This is a genomic window from Shinella sp. 1A1, assembly GCF_055379515.1.
The window spans coordinates 423,748-446,943 of record NZ_AP039671.1 but is presented as its reverse complement, the minus strand read 5'-3'; the positions used below and the strand labels follow the sequence as shown (position 1 = coordinate 446,943).

Annotated in this window: 26 protein-coding genes; 10 read left to right on the top strand and 16 right to left on the bottom strand. The window is 64.7% G+C overall.

Annotated features, from left to right (window positions below; genetic code table 11):
* Complete coding sequence (locus ACZ48C_RS02300; RefSeq protein ID WP_464782068.1) at positions 1-780, bottom strand: DUF1217 domain-containing protein; 780 nt, start codon at positions 778-780, stop codon at positions 1-3.
* A 170-nt stretch (positions 781-950) separates the two neighbouring features.
* Between ACZ48C_RS02300 and motA the strand changes: the two genes are divergently transcribed.
* From motA to ACZ48C_RS02270, 6 genes are all read left to right on the top strand, one after another.
* Positions 951-1,829: a flagellar motor stator protein MotA gene (gene motA, locus ACZ48C_RS02295; protein ID WP_119257671.1), complete on the top strand. Its 879-nt coding sequence runs from the start codon at positions 951-953 to the stop codon at positions 1,827-1,829.
* A gap of 3 nt (positions 1,830-1,832) precedes the next feature.
* Positions 1,833-2,777, top strand: coding sequence for a FliM/FliN family flagellar motor switch protein (locus tag ACZ48C_RS02290; RefSeq protein ID WP_464782067.1), 945 nt, complete (start codon positions 1,833-1,835; stop codon positions 2,775-2,777).
* Positions 2,778-2,840: 63 nt separating this feature from the next.
* Positions 2,841-3,422, top strand: a complete 582-nt coding sequence (gene fliN / locus ACZ48C_RS02285) for a flagellar motor switch protein FliN (RefSeq protein ID WP_464782066.1) — start codon at positions 2,841-2,843, stop codon at positions 3,420-3,422.
* Positions 3,423-3,452: 30 nt separating this feature from the next.
* Complete coding sequence (gene fliG / locus ACZ48C_RS02280; RefSeq protein ID WP_119257668.1) at positions 3,453-4,493, top strand: flagellar motor switch protein FliG; 1,041 nt, start codon at positions 3,453-3,455, stop codon at positions 4,491-4,493.
* A 102-nt stretch (positions 4,494-4,595) separates the two neighbouring features.
* The gene (gene flhB, locus ACZ48C_RS02275; RefSeq protein WP_162911446.1) at positions 4,596-5,693 is read left to right on the top strand and encodes a flagellar biosynthesis protein FlhB; all 1,098 of its coding nucleotides are present in this window, start codon (positions 4,596-4,598) and stop codon (positions 5,691-5,693) included.
* 5 nt (positions 5,694-5,698) lie between these two features.
* A complete protein-coding gene (locus ACZ48C_RS02270) occupies positions 5,699-6,142 on the top strand; it encodes a hypothetical protein (RefSeq protein WP_119257666.1) in 444 nt (147 codons plus the stop codon).
* 40 nt (positions 6,143-6,182) lie between these two features.
* On the opposite strand, the gene visR is transcribed toward ACZ48C_RS02270, so the two are convergent.
* The 13 genes from visR to ACZ48C_RS02205 all read right to left on the bottom strand — a co-directional run bounded on the left by visR (position 6,183) and on the right by ACZ48C_RS02205 (position 18,711).
* Positions 6,183-6,926, bottom strand: a complete 744-nt coding sequence (gene visR / locus ACZ48C_RS02265; protein ID WP_424549409.1) for a transcriptional regulator VisR — start codon at positions 6,924-6,926, stop codon at positions 6,183-6,185.
* Positions 6,927-6,936: 10 nt separating this feature from the next.
* On the bottom strand, positions 6,937-7,680 hold the full coding sequence (gene visN, locus ACZ48C_RS02260) for a transcriptional regulator VisN (RefSeq protein ID WP_119257664.1): 744 nt from the start codon (positions 7,678-7,680) through the stop codon (positions 6,937-6,939).
* A 576-nt stretch (positions 7,681-8,256) separates the two neighbouring features.
* On the bottom strand, positions 8,257-9,951 hold the full coding sequence (fliF, locus tag ACZ48C_RS02255) for a flagellar basal-body MS-ring/collar protein FliF (protein ID WP_119257662.1): 1,695 nt from the start codon (positions 9,949-9,951) through the stop codon (positions 8,257-8,259).
* A 266-nt stretch (positions 9,952-10,217) separates the two neighbouring features.
* On the bottom strand, positions 10,218-10,607 hold the full coding sequence (cheT, locus tag ACZ48C_RS02250) for a chemotaxis protein CheT (protein ID WP_119257661.1): 390 nt from the start codon (positions 10,605-10,607) through the stop codon (positions 10,218-10,220).
* Between the two features lie 83 nt (positions 10,608-10,690).
* Positions 10,691-11,245, bottom strand: coding sequence for a chemoreceptor glutamine deamidase CheD (cheD, locus tag ACZ48C_RS02245; protein ID WP_318910936.1), 555 nt, complete (start codon positions 11,243-11,245; stop codon positions 10,691-10,693).
* Positions 11,242-11,631 carry a response regulator gene (locus ACZ48C_RS02240; protein WP_119257659.1) on the bottom strand — a complete coding sequence of 130 codons (390 nt, stop codon included), beginning with the start codon at positions 11,629-11,631 and terminating at the stop codon, positions 11,242-11,244. The genes cheD and ACZ48C_RS02240 overlap by 4 nt, the downstream gene beginning before the upstream one ends.
* Positions 11,631-12,689 (bottom strand): protein-glutamate O-methylesterase CheB, encoded by a 1,059-nt coding sequence (gene cheB / locus ACZ48C_RS02235; RefSeq protein ID WP_119257658.1) that lies wholly within the window; start codon positions 12,687-12,689, stop codon positions 11,631-11,633. Before cheB ends, ACZ48C_RS02240 begins: the two co-directional genes overlap by 1 nt.
* On the bottom strand, positions 12,686-13,591 hold the full coding sequence (gene cheR, locus ACZ48C_RS02230) for a protein-glutamate O-methyltransferase CheR (protein WP_424549408.1): 906 nt from the start codon (positions 13,589-13,591) through the stop codon (positions 12,686-12,688). Before cheR ends, cheB begins: the two co-directional genes overlap by 4 nt.
* On the bottom strand, positions 13,588-14,052 hold the full coding sequence (locus tag ACZ48C_RS02225; protein ID WP_119257656.1) for a chemotaxis protein CheW: 465 nt from the start codon (positions 14,050-14,052) through the stop codon (positions 13,588-13,590). The genes cheR and ACZ48C_RS02225 overlap by 4 nt, the downstream gene beginning before the upstream one ends.
* A 3-nt stretch (positions 14,053-14,055) precedes the next feature.
* Positions 14,056-16,332, bottom strand: a complete 2,277-nt coding sequence (locus tag ACZ48C_RS02220) for a chemotaxis protein CheA (protein WP_464782065.1) — start codon at positions 16,330-16,332, stop codon at positions 14,056-14,058.
* A gap of 16 nt (positions 16,333-16,348) precedes the next feature.
* Positions 16,349-16,714, bottom strand: a complete 366-nt coding sequence (gene cheY1, locus ACZ48C_RS02215; RefSeq protein ID WP_069059983.1) for a chemotaxis response regulator CheY1 — start codon at positions 16,712-16,714, stop codon at positions 16,349-16,351.
* Positions 16,711-17,010, bottom strand: a complete 300-nt coding sequence (locus ACZ48C_RS02210; RefSeq protein ID WP_119257654.1) for an STAS domain-containing protein — start codon at positions 17,008-17,010, stop codon at positions 16,711-16,713. The genes cheY1 and ACZ48C_RS02210 overlap by 4 nt, the downstream gene beginning before the upstream one ends.
* A gap of 117 nt (positions 17,011-17,127) precedes the next feature.
* Entirely contained in the window at positions 17,128-18,711 is a 1,584-nt protein-coding gene (locus ACZ48C_RS02205) for a globin-coupled sensor protein (RefSeq protein ID WP_464782064.1), read from the bottom strand.
* A 623-nt stretch (positions 18,712-19,334) separates the two neighbouring features.
* Here ACZ48C_RS02205 and ACZ48C_RS02200 point away from each other — a divergent pair.
* Positions 19,335-19,589: a GlsB/YeaQ/YmgE family stress response membrane protein gene (locus tag ACZ48C_RS02200; protein ID WP_119257653.1), complete on the top strand. Its 255-nt coding sequence runs from the start codon at positions 19,335-19,337 to the stop codon at positions 19,587-19,589.
* A gap of 21 nt (positions 19,590-19,610) precedes the next feature.
* Here ACZ48C_RS02200 and ACZ48C_RS02195 read toward each other — a convergent pair whose 3' ends face one another.
* Complete coding sequence (locus ACZ48C_RS02195) at positions 19,611-19,895, bottom strand: hypothetical protein (protein WP_162911441.1); 285 nt, start codon at positions 19,893-19,895, stop codon at positions 19,611-19,613.
* Between the two features lie 110 nt (positions 19,896-20,005).
* Here ACZ48C_RS02195 and ACZ48C_RS02190 point away from each other — a divergent pair, with 110 nt between their 5' ends.
* From ACZ48C_RS02190 to ACZ48C_RS02180, 3 genes are read left to right on the top strand one after another with little or no spacing between them, the layout of a single operon-like run.
* Positions 20,006-20,632 carry a ribonuclease D gene (locus ACZ48C_RS02190; RefSeq protein WP_119257775.1) on the top strand — a complete coding sequence of 209 codons (627 nt, stop codon included), beginning with the start codon at positions 20,006-20,008 and terminating at the stop codon, positions 20,630-20,632.
* Between the two features lie 8 nt (positions 20,633-20,640).
* Positions 20,641-21,513, top strand: coding sequence for a DUF817 domain-containing protein (locus ACZ48C_RS02185; protein WP_464782063.1), 873 nt, complete (start codon positions 20,641-20,643; stop codon positions 21,511-21,513).
* Positions 21,514-21,564: 51 nt separating this feature from the next.
* Positions 21,565-22,803 (top strand): hypothetical protein, encoded by a 1,239-nt coding sequence (locus ACZ48C_RS02180; protein ID WP_464782062.1) that lies wholly within the window; start codon positions 21,565-21,567, stop codon positions 22,801-22,803.
* 3 nt (positions 22,804-22,806) lie between these two features.
* Here ACZ48C_RS02180 and ACZ48C_RS02175 read toward each other — a convergent pair whose 3' ends face one another.
* A complete protein-coding gene (locus ACZ48C_RS02175) occupies positions 22,807-23,142 on the bottom strand; it encodes a DUF6665 family protein (protein ID WP_464782061.1) in 336 nt (111 codons plus the stop codon).
* Positions 23,143-23,196: the final 54 nt, after the last annotated feature.

The window sequence follows — 23,196 nt, the reverse complement described above, 5'->3', positions numbered from 1 at the left end:
TCAGCGACCTCCGAGTTTCAGGTTGTTGATGGAAAGGAGAAGGTCGGTCGAAATGCCGGTGACGCTCGACGACCTGAAGACCGTCAGCGGATCGTAGCTGCCCGAGGGATTTTCCAGCTCCCACATCGAGGTGAAGCGCTCGAGGAACTTGCCGACCTTGGACGGATCCTTGAAATCGGCGAGATCGAGCGCGTTTTCGTAATAGGCCGCCTGCCGGTCGACATCGGTGGCGGCGAATTCGGCGGGAAGCTGCAGGGCGGTGCGCACCACCTGCGCCAGCGCGTCGTCGGCGATGATCGAATAGCCGGAGGTGATGGAGGAGGCCATGCGCTCGAAATAGAGCGCCAGGCGCACGCCCGTATTGTCCTCGCCCGCGCTGACCTCCAGCGTCTCGCGGGCATATTTCTCGGCGACGCCCTTCTGGGCACGGTCGAAGGTGGTGGCGAACTCGCCATGGCGGGCGAAGTTCAGCGATTCCGCCAGTTCCTTGTAGCGGCTGTCGGAGAGCTTGTTGGCGAAGGCGTCCTTGTCGTCGACACCCTCGGTCAGCACCTTGCGCATGAAGGCCTTGGCATAGGCCATGTCCTCCAGGCCATGCGCCTTCATCACGTAGTTATAGAGCCTGTCATCGGCGAAGAAGGCGTCGATCGACTTTATGCCACCGATCCTGGAGAGGTAATATTCCGTCTCGCGCTTGACGTCCGGCTGCTCCGAAACGCGCTTCAGCGACGTCGGGAGGTCGGCGGAAATCAGCTTGTAGCTCGCATAGGTGGTGGTCACGATAGGCTGCCGATCAGGTTCGAAAAGACATGGATGTCCGTTTTGAACCACGATCTTCGGGGCTTTTGCTTGCGCGAACCTGATCCGTTAACCCGCCGTAAGGTACAGCTTCACGCAAGGCTGGAACCGTATCCCGGAACGGTCAGAATTGTGTCGGGACACCTGCGCTCATGAACATCATTATCGGTCTCATCGTCACCGTCGGCTGCGTCTTGGGCGGCTTCATGGCCATGGGCGGGCACGTCGACGTGCTCATGCAGCCATTCGAACTCATGATCATCGGCGGCGCCGGCGTCGGCGGCTTCATCGTGGCGAACACGATGAAGGTGATCAAGGAAACCGGCAAGGCGCTGGGCGAGGCCTTCAAGCACAAGGTGCCGAAGGAACGCGACTACCTCGATACGCTCGGCGTGCTCTACAGCCTGATGCGGGACCTGCGCACCAAGTCGCGCAACGAGATCGAAGCGCATATCGACAACCCGGAAGAATCGCCGATCTTCCAGTCCGCGCCGACCGTGCTGAAGAACAAGGAACTCACTGCCTTCATCTGCGACTATGTCCGCCTCATCATCATCGGCAATGCCCGCTCCCACGAGATCGAGGCGCTGATGGACGAGGAGATCCAGACGATCACGCGCGACAAGATGAAGCCCTACCACGCCATGACCACGATGGGCGACGCCTTCCCGGCCATCGGCATCATCGCCGCCGTTCTCGGGGTCATCAAGGCGATGAGCAAGATCAACGAATCGCCGGAAGTCCTCGGCGGCCTCATCGGCTCGGCGCTCGTCGGCACCATGCTCGGCATCTTCCTGTCCTATTCGGTGGTCGCGCCGATCACCGCCAACATCAAGGCCGTGCGCGAAAAGCAGAACCGCCTCTATGTCATCGTCAAGCAGACGCTGCTGGCCTACATGAACGGCTCCGTGCCGCAGGTGGCGCTGGAATACGGCCGCAAGACCATCTCTTCCTACGAGCGCCCGTCGATCGACGCGGTGGAGCAGGAAATGATGAATCCCGGCGGCGGCGGCGATTCGAAGGCGGCCTAAGAGATGAGCGCAGCAACCGTGACGTCCCTTCCCACCATGGATCCCGTTGTCCTCGCACGGCTGACCGGCCGGCTCGGCGACCAGGCCACGGTCTCCCGGCTCTGCGCCAGCCTCGGCGAGGTCTTCGCCGAATTCCTGCCCGACATGCTGGAAAGCGAGCTCGGCTTCGAGGTCGCGGTCTCCTATGCCGGCTTCGTCACCGGAAAATATGCCGAGGTCACCCAGGGGCTCGGCGGCGCCATGGCCTTCTGCGATGCGTCGCTGCGCGACTGGTGCGACCGCTTCACGCTGATCTGCGACAGCCCGCTGATCATCACGCTGGTCGAGAACATGCTCGGCGCGCTCAGCGATGCCGTCGAGGATCCCGAGCCGCGCCCGCTCTCCAAGATCGAGCTGGACGTCGCGGCCATGATGTTCGACCGGATCTCCGGCGTGCTGAAGACCGCCGTCAACGGCGCGAACGGCTTCGAGCCCTTCCTCGGGCCGGCGCACAATGCGGAAATCCGCAAGTCGGCGGAGGACGGTTCCGACGAGGCCTTCGTCGCCATGATCAACATGGCCGTCGGCATCGGCCCGGTCCTCTCGACCTTCCATGTCGTCGTGCCGCAGAGCGTGCTGCTGAAATCGGTCATCACTGCGCCGAAGCCGGCCAATGCGGCCAAGACCCGCGTCGAATGGAGCGAGCAGCTCGGCGAGCAGGTCCGCCGTTCCAAGGTGACGCTGGAGGCGCGCATCCGCCTCGAGGCGCAGACGCTGGACACGATCAGCCGCCTGCAGGCGGGCGACATCATCCCGTTCAACGAGGCGGGCGACGTGCGCGTTGAGGTCAATGCGAACGGCCGCAACCTCTATGTCTGCGAATTCGGGCGCTCGGGCGCCCGCTACACGGTTCGCGTCAAGGATACCTACGGCTCGGAGGAAGAGCTTCTCCAGCACATCATCGGATAGTTTTGCGGATGAAGCCTGCGGGGCGGCACGCCTCAGGCAAGTTTCGAATGGAATAGTGGTCTTATGGCACCGAAGAAAACACCCATCGCTGACGACATCATGTCTTCCATCAACGCAGGCGACCAGGAACTGGAGCAGGCGATCGACGACCTGCGCGGCGTTCTTCAGAAGGATGCTTCGGGCGCAGACGCAACCGCGGAGGACGATCCGCTGGCCGCATTCGGCGGCGATTTCGGCGGCAGCACGGATTTCAGCGCCGGCACCGATTTCGGCGGCGGCGCGGCCACGTCGGATTTCGGCGCGGATACCGGCTTCGGCGGTTCGGACTTCGGCGGCGGCGCCGATTTCTCCGAGAGCCTCGGCGAGGCGCCGCGTCCGGGCAGCGCGATGGAGTCCAACATGGACCTCATCATGGACATCCCGATCGATCTGCAGATCGTCCTCGGCTCCTCGCAGATGCAGGTCTCCAGTCTGATGAACCTCAGCGAGGGCGCCACCATCGCGCTCGACCGCCGCATCGGCGAGCCGGTCGAGGTCATGGTCAACGGCCGGGTGATCGGTCGCGGCGAGATCACCGTTCTTGAAAACGACGACACCCGCTTCGGGGTCAAGCTCATCGAAGTAAAGAGTACACGCAAAATCTGACGACCGGTTAGGTCTCAGGGAGATGAATCCATGATGGATTTCGAAAATTTCGGTACGTCCACGGCGGTCGGGACACCGCTTTCGCAGGTCGAGAAGGCAGCAGCCGTCCTTCTCGCCATGGGCAAGGGCGTCGCCGGCAAGCTGCTGAAATATTTCACCCAGAGCGAATTGCAGCAGATCATCGCAGCCGCGCAGAACCTGCGCGCCATTCCCCCTCATGAACTGATCGACCTCGTCAACGAGTTCGAGGACCTGTTCACCGAGGGCGCGGGCCTGATGGACAACGCCAAGATGATGGAAGGCATCCTCGAGGAGGGCCTGACGCCCGACGAGGTGGACGGCCTGCTCGGCCGCCGCGCCGCCTTCCAGGCTTTCGAGACGACGATCTGGGACCGCCTGCAGGACGCCGACCCGGTCTTCGTCTCGCAGTTCCTGCTCAACGAGCACCCGCAGACCATCGCCTACATCCTCTCGATGATGCCCTCTTCCTTCGGCGCCAAGGTGCTTCTGGAGATTCCGGAGGCCCATCGTGCAGATATCATCAACCGCACCGTCAACCTGAAGGACGCGAGCCCCAAGGCCACCGCGATCGTCGAGGCGCGCGTCATCGAGATGATCAACGCGCTGGATGCGGACCGCAACTCTATCGGCACGAACAAGGTCGCCGACCTCATGAACGAGCTGGAGAAGTCGCAGGTCGACGAGATGCTCGCCTCGCTCGAAACGGTCTCGACCGAATCGGTCAAGAAGGTGCGCCCGAAGATCTTCCTCTTCGAGGACGTGCTCTTCATGCCGCAGAGAAGCCGGGTGTCGCTGTTCAACGACGTGTCGGGCGACATCATCACGGCGGCGCTGCGCGGCGCCTCGATGGAGCTGCGCGAGGCCGTTCTCTCCTCGATCGGCGCGCGCCAGCGCCGCATGATCGAATCGGACCTCGCCGCCGGCGACCAGGGCGTCAATCCGCGGGAGGTGGCGATTGCCCGCCGCTCGATCACGCAGGAAGCCATCCGCCTTGCCGCCGCCGGACAAATCCAGTTGAAGGAGAAGGAAGAGGCGCAGCAGGCTGCCTGATCCTTCTTGACACGATAGTGCCGCAGGCGGAGCGTATTTCCGGCCCGAATCTCCAGACAGGCGGTTCGGGCCGTTTGCTTTCGGCCGGAGCCTCCGGCCGGAATTGCCCCGGAGCGCGACGTGTCGGACGACGACAAGGACAGTAAAACAGAACTCCCGACAGAGAAGAAGATTCGCGATGCGATGGAAAAGGGCAACACGCCCTTCTCGCGCGAGATCACGATCTTCGCCTCGACGCTGGCGATCTATCTCTTCCTGGTCTTCTTCCTGCCGGGCGGCATCGCGCGGATGAGCGAGACGCTGCGCGACTTTTTCGAGCAGCCGGAAGCCTGGAACCTCAAGACCGGCACGGACGTCATCGCCATCTTCCGCCATCTCGGCTGGGAGGCCGGCGCGCTGCTGATGCCGATCCTCCTGATGATGATGATCTTCGGCATCGCCTCGTCGGTCTTCCAGAACCTGCCGAGCCCGGTCTTGGAGCGCGTGCGCCCGCAGATCAGCCGGCTGAGCCCGATGAAGGGCCTCGGCCGCCTCTTCGGCAAGCAGGGCCTCGTCGAATTCGGCAAGTCTCTGATCAAGATCCTGCTCGTGTCGCTGGTCGTGGCGATCGCCATGCGCGGCAACTATTTCGCCTCGCTCGACACGATGTTCTCCGAGCCGCAGGCGCTGCTCTACATGATGACGACGGACATCAACAAAGTCCTCCTCATCATCCTCTTCGCCACCGCCCTCATCGCCGCCATCGACTTCGCCTGGACGCGCCATCACTGGTTCACCGAACTCATGATGACGAAGCAGGAGGTGAAGGAGGAAATGAAGCAGGCCCAGGGCGACCCGATCGTCAAGGCCCGCATGCGCTCGATCCAGCGCGACCGCATCCGTCGCCGCATGATGACCGCCGTGCCGCGCGCGACCCTCGTCATCGCCAACCCGACCCACTTCGCCGTGGCGCTGCGCTATGTGCGCGAGGAAGGCGATGCCCCGGTGGTCGTCGCCAAGGGCCAGGACCTCATCGCGCTCAAGATTCGCGAGCTCGCGGAGGAGAACGGCATTCCCGTTTTCGAGGATCCGCCGCTCGCACGCTCAATGTTTGCGCAAGTCTCGGTGGATAGTGTCATTCCGCCGGTGTTCTACAAGGCCGTGGCGGAGCTGATTCACCGGGTTTACGCAGCCTCGCCCCAGACCAGACGGGTAAACTAGATCCGATGAGAAAATGCACCTATTCCGCCGAGCGCGAGAAGATTGTCGCAGAAGCAATCTGCCCGGTCGCCACCGAGCTGAGACTGCTCGACGCGGCCGATCTCGTCTCGCTGTTGCGTTTCGAGTGCTACGGTAACCTGGCCGACCTGGTCTCCTCGGCGGCCGAACTCTATTTCCTGCCCGGCACGGTCAATTTCGGCGCCGGCGGCGACTATCGCCTCGACTGGGACACGGAGCCGGAAGTGACGCTGGACATGGAGCTGCGCCCGCAGGGCGTGACGGTCTATGCCAAGCTGATGCTGCAGAAGGACAAGGCGGGCGTCGAGGTCACCCATGTCGCCTTCAACGATCCGGCCGCCGACCCCGACGACAACACGGCCTTCCTGCGCAGGAGCCTTGCCGAGGCGCGCTATGTGACATCCGGCTCGGCGCCGCAGCACGCGCATTGAGCGCCGAAAACGGCCGGTTCGCCGGCCGTCCCCTCCCCTGTCAGGTAATATAGCCGAGGCGGATCGCCTTCGCGATCGCCTGGATGCGGTTGACGGCGTCGAGCTTCGTCGTCGCCGTGCCGAGATAGGCGTTCACCGTATGCACGGAAAGGCCCATCTTTTCCGCGATCGCCTCTGAGATGCAGCCGTCGCCGGCCATCTGGAGGCAGGCGATCTCGCGCTCGCTGAGCGAGGCGGAGGGCGCCAGCTTGCGCTCCTCGCCGGCCAGCATGTCGATCAGCACCTGGCAGCTCTTCATGTGCATGTCTATGATGAGATCGGCGGCCGGCGCGATGAAGGTGCCGAGGAAGAGGACATAGCCGTTGCCATGCGCGCCGAGGCGGACCGGGAACGCCATGCCCGACCAGGGCAGGAGACGCGCGGGCAGGCGCGCCACGAAAGGATCGGCGGCCGCCTCGATAAACTGGCTGTCGCCCGCCCCTTCCCAGATCAGCGGCAGCATGGAGGCTTCGAGATGCGCGAGCATCGTCTGCCCATAGGCTTCCAGCAGCAGGCGGGCATTGCCCTCCACGTCGCTCGCCCAGTTGTGCAGCGAAAGCGCCAGCTTGCGGGCGGACGGCAGGCCTTGGCCGCTGAGACGCAGGACCGCGAATTGCTCTGCTCCGAGGATCGTCTGCATCACCAGGAGGCGTGACACGAAATCCGCGGCGCTCGCGCTCTTCTGGGGACGCGCGATGCGAATCTCTGGCTCCACGGCAGCGGGAGCGGAAAACTGACCGGCCATCCGTCCCTCCTCAGACCAGGTTGTTGCGAACGGCCCAGGCGATCGCTTCCGATCGCGTCCTGGTGGCCGTTTTGCGCATCACGCTGGTGATGTAGTTGTTGATCGTGTTGCGGGAGATGCCGAGGATGACGGCGATCTCGTCGCTCGTCTTGCCTTCGGCGATCCAGTAGAGGCATTCGATCTCGCGGTCCGTCAGCTCCATCTCCCGGTCATGCCGCAGGATCGCGCCGCGGCAGCAGACGCTGGCGAAATAGCCGGTCATGACGCCGACATCGCGCAGCTTGCTCTGGGAAAGGATGAAATGCTCCGGGAAGAGGAGCAGCAGCGACATGCGCACTCGCCCGACATGGAAGGCGATGACGCAATATTCCCGGCTGATGCCGGCCGGCACCGCCACATCGTCGGCAAGATGGCTGAAGCTCGGCTTCAGCAGCGTCAGGCACTTGTCCAGCTCGCTCATGCGCGACTGGCGGACGACGATGGCGCTTGCAATGTTGCGCACCAGGTCGAACGGCCAGTCGGATGCGACCACGGCCTCGAGCCCCGCTTCGGGCGACACGTCGTGACGGACGAGGAAATAATGCGAGGCGCTCACATAATCGGTCAGCGCCTTCAGGCCGGCGGGAAGGCCGGCGCGGCCCGCGCAGCGCGCGAGATGTTGAACCAGCAGTTCACGCGCACTCTTACGCTCACCTGACTCGGCAGAGAATCCATAGGATTCCCAGGCCGCGACATCCGGCCGGATCGATTCCATGATAGCCCCCTGTTCCAATTCCAAGCGGAGATCCTGCCTCCCTTCCGCCAAAGATCTGGAACCGTCCAAACCCCTCTCCGGTCAGGCCGCATCGGCAAGAATCACCAAACGAATCAGTGACTAAAGTGTACATCTCCCCTCGCTAAAAACCACGGCATCTTCTCGGGATTTACTTTCGCCGGCTTCTGTGAGTCGGCCCGATGCAAGTGATTTGCCTTACAGCACGCGAATGTCGGCCGCGCCGGGCAGCGTCGGTTAAATTCTTGTTAACCATGAGATATTTGAAGAAGCGCCCGTCAATCAGCCATATGAGCGACCGCTCATGCGCGTCAAATTGCAGGTCGGGTGTGACGGCGCGCAACGGCCAGGAGCGTGAAATTTTTTCCAAGCCCGCGCCGCCATGAACGTCATTTTCTTTCGGCACCGATCAATTGCGAAGGAATTGCTGCAACCGGATTGAACGAGCGTTGCCGAAAAGCGACACCCCTACCGAAAAGTCGGACTTTTCCGGACACCAAAACGAAAGACGCGGCCGTTTCCGGCCGCGTCCTGAATGTCTTGCTTCGTGGGGAGCCGTCAGGCGGCTTCCTTCTCCACCGCCCATTTGCGCAGGATCTTGGCGGCGCGCTCCTCGCTGATCTCGACCATGCGGCTGAGGCGGCGCTCCGGACCTTCCTTGACGCGGCGGTTGAAGGAACCGTCGCCATCGTCGCCGGCATTGAGCAGGTCGTCCGTGCTGTCGAAGCCGAAGTCCGCCCCGAAGCCGTCCATGAGCGTCGCCCCGGGGCCGCCGATGCCGCCGGCCGGCGAGAAGTCGGGGAGCTCGAGGCCCGCCGCATCGCTTTCCAGCGCGCCGGCCGCGGCGCCGCCGCCGGTGACGGAGCGAACCGCCGGACGAAGACCGAACCAGACGACGAGGACGGCGACGGCGACGAAGGCGAGCGCATTGATGATGCCGCCGATATTGCGCGTCAGCGTCTCCACGAAGCCGGGGCCCGGCACCGCGTCGTTCAGGAGCTGGTGGTCGAGGAATTCCATGGCGGTGATCGTCACGACGTCGCCGCGGTCCGGGTTGAGACCGGCGGCGGAGGAGACGATCTTCTGCATGTCGGCGATATAGGCATCGATCTTCGCCTGGTCGGCCGGTTCGCCGACCATGGCGGCAACACGGGCGCGGTTCACCACGACGGCGACGGAGAGCTTCTCGACCGCGAAGCCGTTGCGGACAGTGGCGACCGTCTTGCTGTTGATCTCGTAGTTGGTCTGCTCTTCCTTCTTGTCCGCCTCGTCGTTCGACTGCGGGCCGTTGCCGTCGCCCTTGGGGCCGCCCTGCGGAATGTTCTGCTCGACGGTCGTCGCCTTGTTCGAGGCGTGCTGGCTGGACTTCTGGCTCTCCCGGGTCACGCGGACGGAGCGTTCCACGCGCGATTCCGGATCGTAGACCGTTTCCTGGATCTGCTGCGTATCGGTGTTGAGGGCGGCGGTGACGCTGGCGCGGAAATTGTCCATGCCGAGGAAGGGTGCGAGCGCCTTTTCGATATTGCGCTCGATCTCGCCCTGCACGGTCTGCACCGTGTTCAGCGAGCGGTTGAGCTGGCCGTTCTCCGGATCGTCGCCGGAGGCGAGGAGCTGGCCGGCGGAATCGAGGATCGTCACGCCGTCGACCTCAAGCCCCGGAACCGAGGCGGCGACGAGGTGGCGGATGGCGGCGGCCGATTCACGACCGGCCTGCGCGCTGGCGCGGATCATGACGGAGGCCGTCGGCACCTGGTCGGCCCTGCGGAAATTACCGCGCTCCGGCATCACGACATGGACGCGGGCGGCGGCGATGCCGTTGATCTGCTGGATGGTGCGGGCGATCTCGCCTTCGAGGGCCCGGATGCGCGTCACCTCCTGCATGAAGGAGGTGAGGCCGAGCGAGCCGACCTTGTCGAAGAGCTCATAGCCGGCATTGGCGCTGCTCGGCAGGCCGCGCTCGGCGAGATAGAGCCGCGCCTTGCCGGTCTGGCCGACGGGAACGGCGATGCTCGATCCGTCCGTTCCGTTGTTGAAGTCGATATTGCCCTCGGCGAGCGCCAGGCCGATCTGGTTCAGGTCGGCCTTTTCCAGCCCGACATAGAGCGTCTCGTAGGCGGGCTTGTTCACGAGGATCCCGGCGGCGAGCACGAGACCGATCGATACGACGGCGGCTCCCGCCAGCATCGCGAGTTTCGCTTGCCCCAGCGATGCCAGGTTCTTGTAGACTTTCGTCAACTGTTCCAACAGATTCATTCTGTTCCCGCACGGACTAGTCGCCTGGACACCGGACTACCATGCCGGCGCGATCAGACGCATTTTCAATCTCGTGAGATAGAGCCGGCACATTTCCGCACGCGCCGACCTGCCCCATGGAATACGCGGACCTGACTGATCCGGGCCGGAAACTAGACCGTGAAACTTGCGCGAGCATTTCGTGCCACGCGGAGCCGGCGGGCGGGCGAATGCAAAACGGCGCCCCGAGGGCGCCGCCGGACAGATCGTGTTTTTATCGAGTTCTCTCAGAAGGCCTCGAAATCGCCGGCCGCCTTGCCGATCGGCTGGGAATGGCCGTGGCGCATGCCGTTGCTCAGCGCCTTCTGCATGTCGGCAAGCTTCACCAGGTTCAGCGCCGTGGTGACGTCGACGACCCAGTTTTCGGGAATGCTTGCGGTGATCGTGTCGATGAACTCGGCAAGGCCGCGCGTCTTCTGGACGGCAAGGTCGATGCCCTGCATCACCATCATGCGCTCGTTGGCGTGTTCGGCTGTGTCCCCGTGCACGGCCGCGAGCTGCGGCTCGATGCGCTCGATCAGGTAGGCGACGTCGTGCAGTTCGGACACGATTCGCATCAGGACATCCGGAAGGGCTTCCTCCATGGCGGTCGCGGCACTCAGATAGTCGGCTTGCATGGATTACCCTTTTTCCCGTACGGCCGGCGAAGGCCGGCAACGCAATACAGTTCGTACTTTTTTCCTCGCGGCGAAGATGCCGCTCAGAAGAATTCGATCGAGCTCTCGACGGGCTTTGCAGGGCGGACCGGCCGCTGCTCCAGCGCCACCGTCTTCTGCGTCTCGACGCCCGTCAGGGCATATTGCCGGGCCCGGCCGCTCGACGGCCAGTATTCCAGCTTGCGCCCGTGCTCGCCGCCGGTGCTCTCGCCGACGATGCGGATGCCTTCGTCCATCAGGAACTGGCGCGCGAAGAGCGCGTTCTGCTCGCCGACATTGGAAAAGCGCGCGATCGTCCTCGCCCCGCCGAAGATCTTCGCCTCCAGCCGGTCGCGGCGCGCGCCCTGCTTCAGGAGGCCGTTGATCAGGAGCTCCATCAGATGAACGCCATAGCGCGTGGCATCGCCCCCCGAGGCGAGCGCCTCGGCAGAACCGGGCAGCAGGAAGTGGTTCATGCCACCGACGCCAAGGACCGGGTCGCGCATGCAGGCGGCCACGCACGAGCCGAGAATGGTGGTGAGCACCACATCCGGATCGTTGACGACCTTGTATTCGCCCTGAATGACATGGACGCGGCGCGCCCCGGCGTCTGATGTCATTTCAATGCCCCGAACACGGCTTCGATGGCTGCCTTCATCTTCTCGATGGTGAAGGGCTTGGCCAGGACGTTGTTCGCGCCGAGCGCCGCCGCCTTCTGCACCAGCGCGCGGTCGCCCTGCGCCGTCAGAATGATGAAGGCCGCCTTCTTGGTGTTCGGGTTGGACCGAACCGCCTGAAGGAACTCGATGCCATCCATCTTCGGCATGTTGAAGTCGGAGATGACGAGGTGGTGCGGCTGCTGGGTCATGATGGCCATGCCCTGCGCGCCGTCGCCGGCCGCGGTGATCTGCTTGAAGCCGAGCTGCTGCAGGGCGTCACCCAGCAGCAGGCGGCTTGTCACCTGGTCGTCAACGATGAGTACTTTGATTTTTTCAGCGATAGACATTATTCGCTCCCTTCTCTACGGGCCGCAGTGATCTTCAAGATTTCCTCCCCTATGGAGGAGAGCGGAAACTGGTGCTCGACGGCGCCCAGCTCGAAAGCCACTCTCGGCATTCCATATACGATGCAGGTTTTTTCGTTCTGGCCGATGGTTCGCGCCCCTGCATGACGCATCTTCAGCAAGCCCGCCGCCCCGTCCCGGCCCATGCCGGTCAGGATGACGCCGACGGCATTGCGCCCGGCAAGTTCCGCAACCGAATCGAACAGCACGTCGACCGAGGGCCGATGACCGTTGACCGGATCCCGATCCAGCAGCCGGCAGCAGGGCGCATGCGGATTGGCGACCTGGAGATGACGGTCGCCGCCCGGCGCCAGGTAGATCTTGCCGATCTCCAGCCGCGCACCGTCCCTCGCTTCCTCCACGACCGGCGCGCAGAGGCGGTTCAGCCGCTCAGCGAAGCTTTTCGTGAAGGTCGGCGGCATGTGCTGCGTGATGACCGTCGGCGGGCAGTTGACCGGGAACTTCTGCAGGACCGCGATCAGCGCTTCCACGCCGCCCGTCGAGGCGCCGATGGCGACGATCCGCCGGCCCGGCTTGTAGCTTGCCGCCGCGTTCATGTTGGCGACGGTCGGCGCGAGCGGCGGCACGTCGGTGCGGATGAAACGACGCTGCGAGCGGGCGGCCGCCTTCACCTTCTCGGCAAGGTCGCCGAAGGGACGGGCGTCGCCCGGCTGCGGCTTGCCGACGCAATCGAAGGCGCCGATCTCCAGCGCCATCAGCGAGGCTTCTGCGCCGCGATGGGTGAGCGTCGAGACCATGATGACCGGCATGGGCCTCAGCCGCATGATCTTGTCGAGGAATTCGAGCCCGTTCATGTTCGGCATCTCGATATCCAGCGTCACGACGTCCGGATTGAGCTGCTTGATCGCGTTACGGGCTTCCATGGCATCGCCCGCCTGCCCGACGACGTTGACGTCCGGGTCGGCATTGAGCACGGCCGTGATCAGGCCGCGCATGGTCGGCGAATCGTCGACGACGAGGACGCGCGCGGGTGCCATCATGCGCCCCTCCTGTGCTTGCCGGTGTAGCGGTAGGTGGTGATGCCGATATTGTCGAACTGGTGCTTGGCCTCGCCCGAGACGCGCTCGGAATGACCGATATAGAGGTGGCCGTTCTCGCCGAGCATGCCGGCGAAGCGCGACCAGATCTTCATCTGCGTCGGTTCGTCGAAATAGATGACGACGTTGCGGCAGAAGATGACGTCGAACGGGCCCTTGAACGGCCACTGGGCCATCAGGTTCAATTCGTTGAAGGTGATGAGCCGCTTCACCCGGTCGTCGATCTGCCATTTCTGCCGGCCGCCGCTCTCGCTCTCGCGGAAGAACTGCTTGCGCATGGCGGGGCTGACGGTTTCGAGCGCGGTCGCGTCATAGGCGCCGGCGCGGGCGATGGCGAGAATCTTCGGGTCGATATCCGTCGCGAGGATGCGGAAATCGTAATCCGCGATGTTCGGCATCAGCGACAGCACGGTGAGCGCGATGGAATAGGGTTCCTGCCCGTCGGAACAGGCCGCCGACCAGATGCGCACGCGCCCGCCGTTGCGGGCGCGGGCCAGAAGCTCCGGCAGGACGTCGGTGCGCATATGGTCGAAATGATGGTTCTCGCGGAAGAAGCGCGTGAAGTTCGTCGTCAGGTGCGACAGCATCTCGCGGCGCGCGGCGGCGCCCGCCGGCGAGGAGACGAGCGCGCAATAATCCCTGAAACCCTTGAGGCCGAGCTGGCGGATGTGCTTGGACAGGCGCGAATAGACGAGCGAAGCCTTGGTCTCGTTGAGATAGATACCCGCATCCGCATAGATCATGGCCGCGATCTCGGAGAGGTCACGGCGCGTCAGCGGGTATTCGCCGCTCGCCAGGCACTCGTCCGGAGATTGTCTGACATCGATGGCCGGGGAATAGGTCATGCGGCTTCGCTTTCCGTATGCGGGAACAGGGAGTCCAGTTCGATGAGGCAGATCATGCGGCCCTCGATTGCGAGAATGCCGCGCGCATAGGCCTTCTCGACCTCGTTCGCGATATCCGGCGTCGGCTGGATATTCTCGGGGGTCACGGTCAGGATGTCGGAGACCGCATCGACCAGCAGGCCCACCACCTTCGGCCCGACCTGGGCGACGATGATGACGTGGCGCACCGTCGGCTCGGCCGGCTTCATGCCGAGGCGAAGCGACATGTCGACGATCGGCAGCACGACGCCGCGCAGGTTGATCACGCCCAGCACGTAGGAGGGCGCATGCGGCATCGGCGTCGCCTGGGTCCATCCGCGGATTTCCCTGACCGACATGATGTTCACGCAGAACTCCTGGTCGCCGATCCGAAAGGCGATCAGTTCGCGTCCGTGGGTGAGAGTCTTGACCGCATTCGTCATGGCTTAACCGGTGGCAGCAAGCGAGATGTCTTGTTTCAGGGACTGGCCGCGCGAGGCGGCGACGACCGCATCGACGTCCAGGATGAGGGCGACGCGCCCGTCACCGAGAATGGTGGCGGCGGCGATGCCCGGGACGTGGGTGTAGTTCGCCTCGAGGCTCTTGATGACGACCTGGCGCTGGCCCTGGATCGCATCGACCATCAGGGCGCGCTGGCCGCCGCCTTCCGATTCGACGAGGAGCGCGACGCCGTCCATCGGGTTGGCCTGCGTGTTGCGGAAGTTGAGGATCCGGCCGACATCCACCAGCGGGCAGAACGAGTTGCGGATCGAGATGAGCCGCTGCGAGGCGCCGAAGGAATGGATGGCGGAGGCTTCCGGCTGGAGCGTCTCGACGATGGCCGTCAGCGGCACGACGAGCGTCTGGCCGGCGACCGTGACAACCATGCCGTCGAGGACGGCGAGCGTCAACGGCAGGCTCATGGTGAAGACGGAGCCCTGCCCCGGCTTGGACGAGATCGAGATGCGGCCGCCCAGCGCCTGGATCGAGCGCTTGACGACGTCCATGCCGACGCCGCGGCCGGACAGGTCCGATACCTTGTCGGCGGTGGAGAAGCCGGCGTGGAAGATCAGGTTGTCGATCTCCTCGTCCGACAGGTTCGCATCGGCGGCGATCAGGTCGTTGTCGATGGCCTTCTGGCGCACCTTCTCGCGGTTGATGCCGGCGCCGTCGTCGGCAAGCTCGATGACGATGCGGCCCGAGCGGTGCTTTGCCGTGAGGCGGACGGTGCCTTCCGGGTTTTTGCCGAGGGCTTCGCGCTTCTCCGGCATTTCGAGGCCGTGGTCGACCGCGTTGCGGATCATGTGCGTCAGCGGCTCTGCGAGCTTGTCGATGACGGTCTTGTCGACTTCGGTGTTCTCACCTTCCGTGATGAGGCGGACCGATTTGCCGGTGATGTCGGCGATTTCGCGGACGGTGCGGGCCATGCGCTGGAAGACCGGCTTCACCGGCTGCGCGCGGATCGCCATCACCGAATCCTGAATCTCGCGGGTGAGCTGCTGCAGCTCCTCGAGGCCCATGTTGATGGAGGACGTGCCGTTCGTGTCGTTCTCGACGACGCTCTGCGAGAGCATCGCCTGGTTAATGACGAGCTCGCCGACGAGGTTGATCAGGCGGTCGACGCGATCGAGATCGACGCGGATCGTCTGGCCTGCAGCGGCGGCCTGGTTCGCCTGCGCGGCGCTGGCGGCCGAGGCGGCGGCAGCGGCCTTGGCGTTTTCCGCGGCGCGGCTTGCAACCTGTGCGACCTTGGTGGCGGTTTCGGCGGCGGCGACGGCAGCGGCGGCATCGCTTTCGATGACGGCCGGCTCATCGGCGGCAGCGGCGCCACCGTCGTCGAGCATGGAAAGGTCGAAGGGAACGGGCTGCATCGGCAGCTCCTCGTCACCGGTCGCCTCGCTGACCACGTCTTCCTCGATGGTCTGGATATCCAGGTCGCAGTCCCATTCGGCGAATTCGAAGACGGAGCGCACGCCGTCCTCGCCCTTCTCGGTCGTCACCGAGATCTTCCAGGAGAAATAGGCTTCCTCCGGGTTCATCTTGTCGAGCGTCGGCAGGGCGTCCATGTCGCAATAGACGCTCATCTCGCCGAGGCGGGAAACGTCGCGCAGCAGGAGGACGGCTTCGTTGCCCTTGGCGTAGAGGTCCTTCTTCGGCTTGAACGCGACCTGGACGGTCGGCACGTAATGGTCGGCCGGTTCCTCGTCGAAATCGCCGAAGGAGAAGGGGATCGGCTGGAAGCCTTCGTCGTTGACCGGCGGCTGCTCCACCACGGGCGCCGGCGCGGCGGCCTTGGGGGCAGCGGCAGGCTTCGGCGCGGGCTCGGCGGCGGCGGGCGCCTCGCCATGGGCCAGCGCTTCCAGCTCGCGGATCAGGGTACGGCTGCGCGCCTCGTCGACGCTTCCGCCGTCGCGCGCCGCATTGGTGAGGTCCGCCAGCACGTCGGCAGACTTCAGCATGACCTTCAGGACGTCCTGGGTCGGCTCCAGCTTGTTGGATCGAACGCAATCCAGTGTCGTCTCGAACACATGGGCGAAGGAGACGAGATCGTCGAGACCGAATGCACCGGCGCCGCCCTTGATCGAGTGGACGGCACGGAACACGGCATTGACCGTTTCGGGGTCGCGATCACCGTCGTTCAGCTTCAAGAGACCGGATTCCAGTTCCGCGAGCTGCTCCTCGCACTCCTGGAAGAAGATCTCTTTGATTTCGTTCATATCCATCGGGAGAATCCTGGATTTAGGCGGTTACGCGCTCGATTGCGTCGATCAGCTTGGTCGGATCGAAGGGCTTGACGATCCAGCCCGTCGCACCGGCCTGGCGGGCGCGGTTCTTCTTCTCGGCGTCGCTCTCGGTGGTGAGGACGAGGATCGGGATCGCCCGGTACTTTTCGTTGCGGCGCACGCCCTCGATGAAGCCGAAGCCGTCGAGGCGCGGCATGTTGATGTCGGTGACGATGACATCCGGGTTCGCGTTTTCCAGCACTTCCAGGCCCTCGATGCCGTCTTCGGCCTGGATGGTCTCGAAGCCCGCATTGTTGAGGGTGACCAGCAGCATGTTCCGGATCGTCCGGGAATCGTCCACGGTCAGGACTTTCTTCTTCATTGCCTAGCCTCCTGTGCCAGCAAGTGATCGATGTTCACGCCGATGAGTTGCAGCGTCTTGATGAAAGGGTCGGACACCTTGTTGAAGGTGAAGGGCTGCCTGTCCTCTTCCCAGCTTTTGGCGCCCGCCATTAGAACCTGGGCGCAGAGCGCACCCACCCGCTCGACCGCCGAAGCATCGATGACGAGCGGATTGCCCTTGAGGCTCATGAGCTGCGCGTGCAGGGCCGAGGCCTCGTTGAGATCGAGAACGGGGGCAAGGCTTAGACTTTTCTGAGCGGCTTTCTTGCTCGCCATTAGGGTGTTCCTTGTCTGCGTCTGTCCAAAATCGTCTTGGCCGCGGGCGGCTGGCTTCCGTCGGAAAGCCGGCTGCGCGCCGTCGAGAACCAGTGCCGGGGCCGCCTTTCGACCATCTCAGCCTCCAAAGCCGGCGGCGCGCACCGTCAGGAAATCGAGAGGAGAGGCCGGCGTCTCGATCCGCTCGGGCACGGCGCGCGCGGCGGGCCGGGCCGGGCGCGGATCGCGCTGGGCAAGGTGGAATTCCCGCACCGTGCGGCCGAGTTCGAGAATGACCGTCTGGAGATCGCCGCCCATCGCGCCGACGCGGCCGGCGTCCGTGGCATCGGCCTCCAGCGCGCGGCCGGTCCGGCCGATCTCGGCGGTAACGCCTTCCAGCCCCTCGGCATCGGCGGCGCTTTCGCGCGCGATGCCGGTGATGGCCTCGTTGATGCCCTCGACCTGGCGAACGATGTTACCGATCGCGTCCTGGGTGCGGTGAACATGCTCGACGCCGGCTTCCACCTGCGCCTTGGTGCCGGTGACGAGCTGCTTGATCTCGCGCGCCGCATCGGCCGAGCGCTGGGCGAGCGCGCGCACTTCCTGCGCGACGACCGCAAAGCCGCGGCCGCTGTCGCCGGCACGGGCGGCCTCGATGCCGGCATTGAGCGCGAGAAGGTTGGTCTGGAAGGCGATCTCGTCGATGACGCCGATGATCTGGCCGATCTTCTCCGCCGATGCCTCGATATCCGCCATGGCGGACATCGCTTCGCCGACGATGGAGCCGCTGAGCGCGACCGACTGCTGGGTCGAGGCGGCGGCGCCCTGCGCCTTGCGCGTTTCGCCGAGCGTGTTGCGCACGCGCTCGACGATGGCGCCGAGGGCGTTGGCGGTTTCGATGAGGTTGGCGGACTGCTCGGCGGAGCGGGCCGAGAGCGTACCCGCGCCGGAGGCGAGCGTCGCGACGAGCCGGTCGCTCTCGTTCGCATTGTCGGCGACGGCGGTGAGGCGCGTCTGGATTTCAGCGAGCGTGTCGTTCAGCGTCCCGGCAAGATCGCGCCAGGCTTCGGGCATCTCGCCGGTGACGCGGGCGGAGAAATCGAGCTGCGAAAGGCCGCGGATGGCATCGCCGAAGACGCGGTCGAGTTCGGCCTGGTCTTCCTTGCGTTGTTCGCCGAGCGCGCGGTTATGCGCGTGGCGCATCTGGTTGAAGCGCAGCGAGACGCCGATCTCCGCATCGACCATGGCCGTGCGCAGGAAGGCGGAGACGAGATCGGTCAGTTCCTTGCGGCGGGCCTTGCCGCCGGGCAGAATGGATTTCGGCCAGTATTCCTCGATGAGGCCGGTGACGACCGTCTCGACGACGACCGAATGGCCGGCAATGCGCCAGCGCGGGTCAAGGCCCATCTGGCTTTCGCTGTCGGCAAGGACCTTGACGCGTTCGGCATAGAGCCCGTCGAAGCGGGCGTCGGTCAGCACGCTCCAGTGGGAGCTCTGGAGGTCGTGCAGGCGGTCGATCTGGCGCTCGCTCTGGAAATGGCGGGCGGCATCGGGAAAGGTCTGGAAGCGCTGGAAGAGATCGCGAAGGGCCGTCTCGACATGCCGTTCGAGTGTCTGGCGATGGCGGCGGAGCAATTCGCCCTGGTCGGCCTCGACGCCGGCAAAGCGCAAACGGTCGCGCAGGCTGGCTGCCTGTCCCGTTCGTGCGTGTTCTGCCGGCATTTCCTGCACCAATCTGCTCCCAAACCATGATGCCCGGCCGCCTCGCGGCGGCCGCTGAATTCTTTCATGGACGAAGGCTGGCCGAGCCGTGCTCACGGAGCGGCGCCCTGCCGGCAAAGCGGCCTGCGGCACCACTCGACGATCCATGATCAAATTCGGTGAAACTCGAATACCGGCTCGGTTCCGGTACGGCGGTTCGGCGTCATGCCTGGGTGAGAAACGGCGAATTTCCCATTCCGACGTGTAGAGCCCATGTTTATGGTTAATTCCTTGCCTGAAGGTTAATGGTTCATAGTCCACTTCTGGCATCGCTAAAATTAACTCGACCCGACGTTGCACAAGCCACGGGCAAGCTCGCGCGCGTAGGACGGCCATGCACACTGACAATGTCGTCAGGAGGAACGGGCAATGATTGTTCTGGGACTGGGCGCCACCGCCATCGCTTCGGCAACGCTCGCGGCCATCTGTCTTCTCATCGGGATCGATGCGGGGCGCGCGCCGATAAGGGCACGGGTTTTCTAGCGCATCGCGCCGGAAGCCCCGTCACGCGCCCCCTTGCTTTCCCCCGCGCGCCTGCCACATTCTGGAAGGCGACGGAATGAGACCGTCAAAGGGAGCACATCATGGGCATTGAAAGCATTCTGGTATTCCTCATCGTCGGCGCGATCGCGGGCTGGCTTGCCGGCCTTATCGTCTCGGGCTTCGGTTTCGGGCTGATCGGCAACATCGTCGTCGGCATCGTCGGCGCGTTCATCGCCGGCTACCTCTTCCCCGCGCTGGGCATCAGCCTCGGCAGCGGCATCGTCGCCGCGATCATCCACTCCACGATCGGCGCGGTCATCCTGCTCGTGCTCATCAAGGTCATCAAGCGCGCCTGACAACGCAGCGGGCGCTGCCGCCTACCAGTTGAGGCCCCGCAGGGCGCGAATGCTGGAGGGCGGCAGCCTCGTGCTGCTCGAGGTGATGCCGTTTTCCTCGCAGACATAGACATTGCGCGGCATCCAACGGGATTTCGTGCTGCGCGGCACCTCGATGGCCTGCCGGCAATTCATGCCGTTGCTGTTGCTGTATTCCTCGGTGGCGTCGGACGGGACGACGCCGGGAAGGTCCTTGAAAGCCTGCGCGTGACCGGCGGCGGCGGGCAGCAGGACCGCGAGGAGGGCAAGGATCGCTGGTGTCTTCATCGTCTTTTCCGGCAGCGCGCCGGCCTTCCGCATTTCATAAAGAGGTACCGCAGGCGGGCAACATGCGCTATAGGCCAGCGGATATTCAGATAGCTTAGATGGGGTTTTTCATGGCAAGTGCAATCCGGTATCACGAAGGCGACATCCCCGCCGCCGACGCCGCCCGCTATACCGGCGCCATCGCCATCGACACCGAAACGCTCGGCCTCGTGCCGCGCCGCGACCGGCTCTGCGTCGTGCAGCTCTCGCCGGGCGACGGCACCGCCGACGTCATCCGCATCGCCGCCGGCCAGAAGGAGGCGCCGAACCTCACCGCCATGCTGGAGGATCCGGCCCGCCAGAAGATCTTCCACTACGGCCGCTTCGACATCGCCGTGCTGTTCCACACCTTCGGCGTCACCACCACGCCGGTCTTCTGCACCAAGATCGCCTCGCGCCTGACCCGGACCTATACCGACCGCCACGGTCTCAAGGACAATCTCAAGGAAATGCTCGAGGTCGACATTTCCAAGCAGCAGCAGTCCTCCGACTGGGCCGCCGAGACGCTCTCGCCCGCGCAGCTCGAATATGCCGCCTCGGACGTGCTGCATCTCCATGCGCTGCGCGACAAGCTCACCGCCCGCCTCTTGCGCGATGGCCGGGCCGAGCATGCGGATGCGTGCTTCGCCTTCCTGCCGACCCGCGCCAAGCTCGACCTGCTCGGCTGGGACGAGACCGACATCTTCGCCCATAGCTGAGCCCCTTCGTGGAGAGCGACAGGCCGCACCAGACCGGGCCGACGCTGGAGCCGCTGCGCCGGCTGATCCGCGGCCGGCTCGAAAGGCTCCCCTCCGGGCTTGCCGAATTCATCCTGTTCGGTCTCAAGCAGGCCTGGGCCTGCCTTTTCGCCGGGCTGATGCTCGGCCTCATCATCCTCACCAAGCTCGTCTGGCAGCCGGACTGGCCGATCCATCGCTACGACGCGCTGTTCGTGTCGGCGCTCGCGATCCAGGTCACCTTCCTCGCACTGAAGATGGAGACCGTCGAGGAAGCCAAGGTCATCCTGATCTATCACCTTGTCGGCACCGCCATGGAAATCTTCAAGGTCCATATGGGGTCCTGGGCCTATCCGGAGGAGGCGATCATCCGCCTTGGCGGCGTGCCGCTCTTTTCCGGCTTCATGTATGCCTCGGTCGGCAGCTATATGGCCCGCGCCATCCGCATCTTCGACATGCGCTTCACGCGCTATCCGCCGTTCTGGGCGACGGCGCTGCTGGCGGCCGCGATCTACGCCAATTTCTACCTGCACCACTTCCTCGCCGATATCCGCATCGCCCTCTTCGCCGCCACGGTGCTGCTCTTCGGGCGCGTGCGCATCTATTACACGGTGGAGGAAAAGCCGCGCTGGATGCCGCTCGTGGTTGCCGCCTTCTTCACCAGCATCTTCCTCTGGATTGCCGAGAACATCGGCACGGCGACGGGCGTCTGGCTCTATCCGGGCCAGCAGACATGGCACATGGTGCCCTTCACCAAGCTCGGCTCGTGGTATCTGCTGCTCTATGTCAGCTTCGTGCTCGTGACGATCGTCTGCCGGCCGGAGCCGCCGGATGCCGCGCCGGCCCGGGCGGGACAGGCTTAACGTCCAGTTAACGGCCTCGACGGTATTCTTCGGGCAAGACCGGAGGTTGCCATGTTGACACCCCTGCAGAGCGCGCAGTCCACCGCCGCCGTCTCGGCCATGCAGTCGATCGTCGAGACGATCGAGGATCGCCGCCGCGAGGAAGCGGAAAAGGCGAGCGGGCAGAAGAAGGACGAGATCCGCGCCCAGGCCGAGCTGCGCTCGGACGATACCGCACGCCAGGCCAATGCCCGCATCAACGAGCATTTCTTCGGCAGCAATGCCCGCGGCGGCGACACGCTCGCCAAGCTGATCTCCCGTTTCAGCGAGACGCTCGGCGTCAGCCAGCAGGACGGCGAGACCGCCCGTGCCTTCGCCCAGCGCCTCGCCGACAAGCTCACCCTCATCGACAGCGTCGGGCTTCCGGCCAAGGACAGCACGTCCGGCGTCACCCTGCTTTCGCTCGGCACGACCCTTTCCGCCGTAAAGCAGGCGATGAGCGGCGCCTCGGACGACGCGGCCGCGAACCTCGTCGCCCGCCTTGCCCTCGCGACCGGCGTGACGCAGGGCGAAGACGAGGCGGATGCCGATTTCCAGCAGCGCCTTTCCGCCATGCTCACGCGCCAGCGCGGCGAATTGCCGGCGGACGTGGCGACGCTCGAAAAGACCACCGGCCTTTCTGATCTCGGCCTCAGGGCAAGCGACCTCGTCGCGGCGATCCGCGATCCCTATGGGGCAGGCGCCCAGCGCGTGAAGGAAGCGCTGGCCGACAAGGCGGAGGCGGAAAAAGCGCTGACGCCGGAAATGCGCAAGGTGCTGGCGCGCCTCGAAGATACGGCGAAGCCGAAATCGCTGGAGGAACTGAGGCTCGACCGGAGCCGGCGCGACCCGACCCGCATCGAGGATGCGCAAACGCGCAAGGAGCGCGAGGAAACGATCGGCAAGCTCGAAGCCGGCGACAGGCTGGAGGACGTCCGGAAGCTTCAGGATGCCGTGGGCCGCACCCATGAGGACGCCGCAAAGGGCGAGACGGGCGACAAGACCTTCGGCGACGTGCTCGACACGATCCAGCTTCTGGCCGCAGGCGCCGAGGCGACGGCGATCGCCGTCAGGACGGCGGAGAAACCCCGCGACAATGCGGCATCCGGCACGGACAAGCCGGCCGAGACCAGCGGCGAGGCGGTGCGCAATCTCGATACGGCCGGCACCCGCGAGCAGCAGGAACGGGAAGAGGCGAGGAAGGATATCTTCGTGCTGCGCGTCGACGACAACGGGATCTACGACCTCATCACCCGCCAGCTCGTCGCCTGACGGCTACGGCTTGCTCCGCACGATGCCGAGCCGCGCCATGACCTCCGGCGGAATGCCGTAGCGGCGGATCGCGTCCTTCTGGCTGCGCAGGCCGCACATTTCGCGCTGGATGAAGAAGGCCCAGACCTTGTCGGCCGCGTCGTCGAGGAGGTCTTCGCGCTCCTGCCCGCCGCAACCGGCGGCCAGCCGCTCGGCAAGGAGAGCCAGCGCCTTCTCCACCTTCAGCCCATGCCGGCCGAGCGAATCCGCCCGCTCCGACATCAATTCGTATTCGAGGATATTGAGCCCCGTATCCTTTGTGAAGGAAGGGGCGAGCGCCTGCGGCGGGCGAACCGTCATCTCTCGTCTCCAGTCATCGACCTGAAGATGGAGCGGCCGGGGCCGGACCGCAAG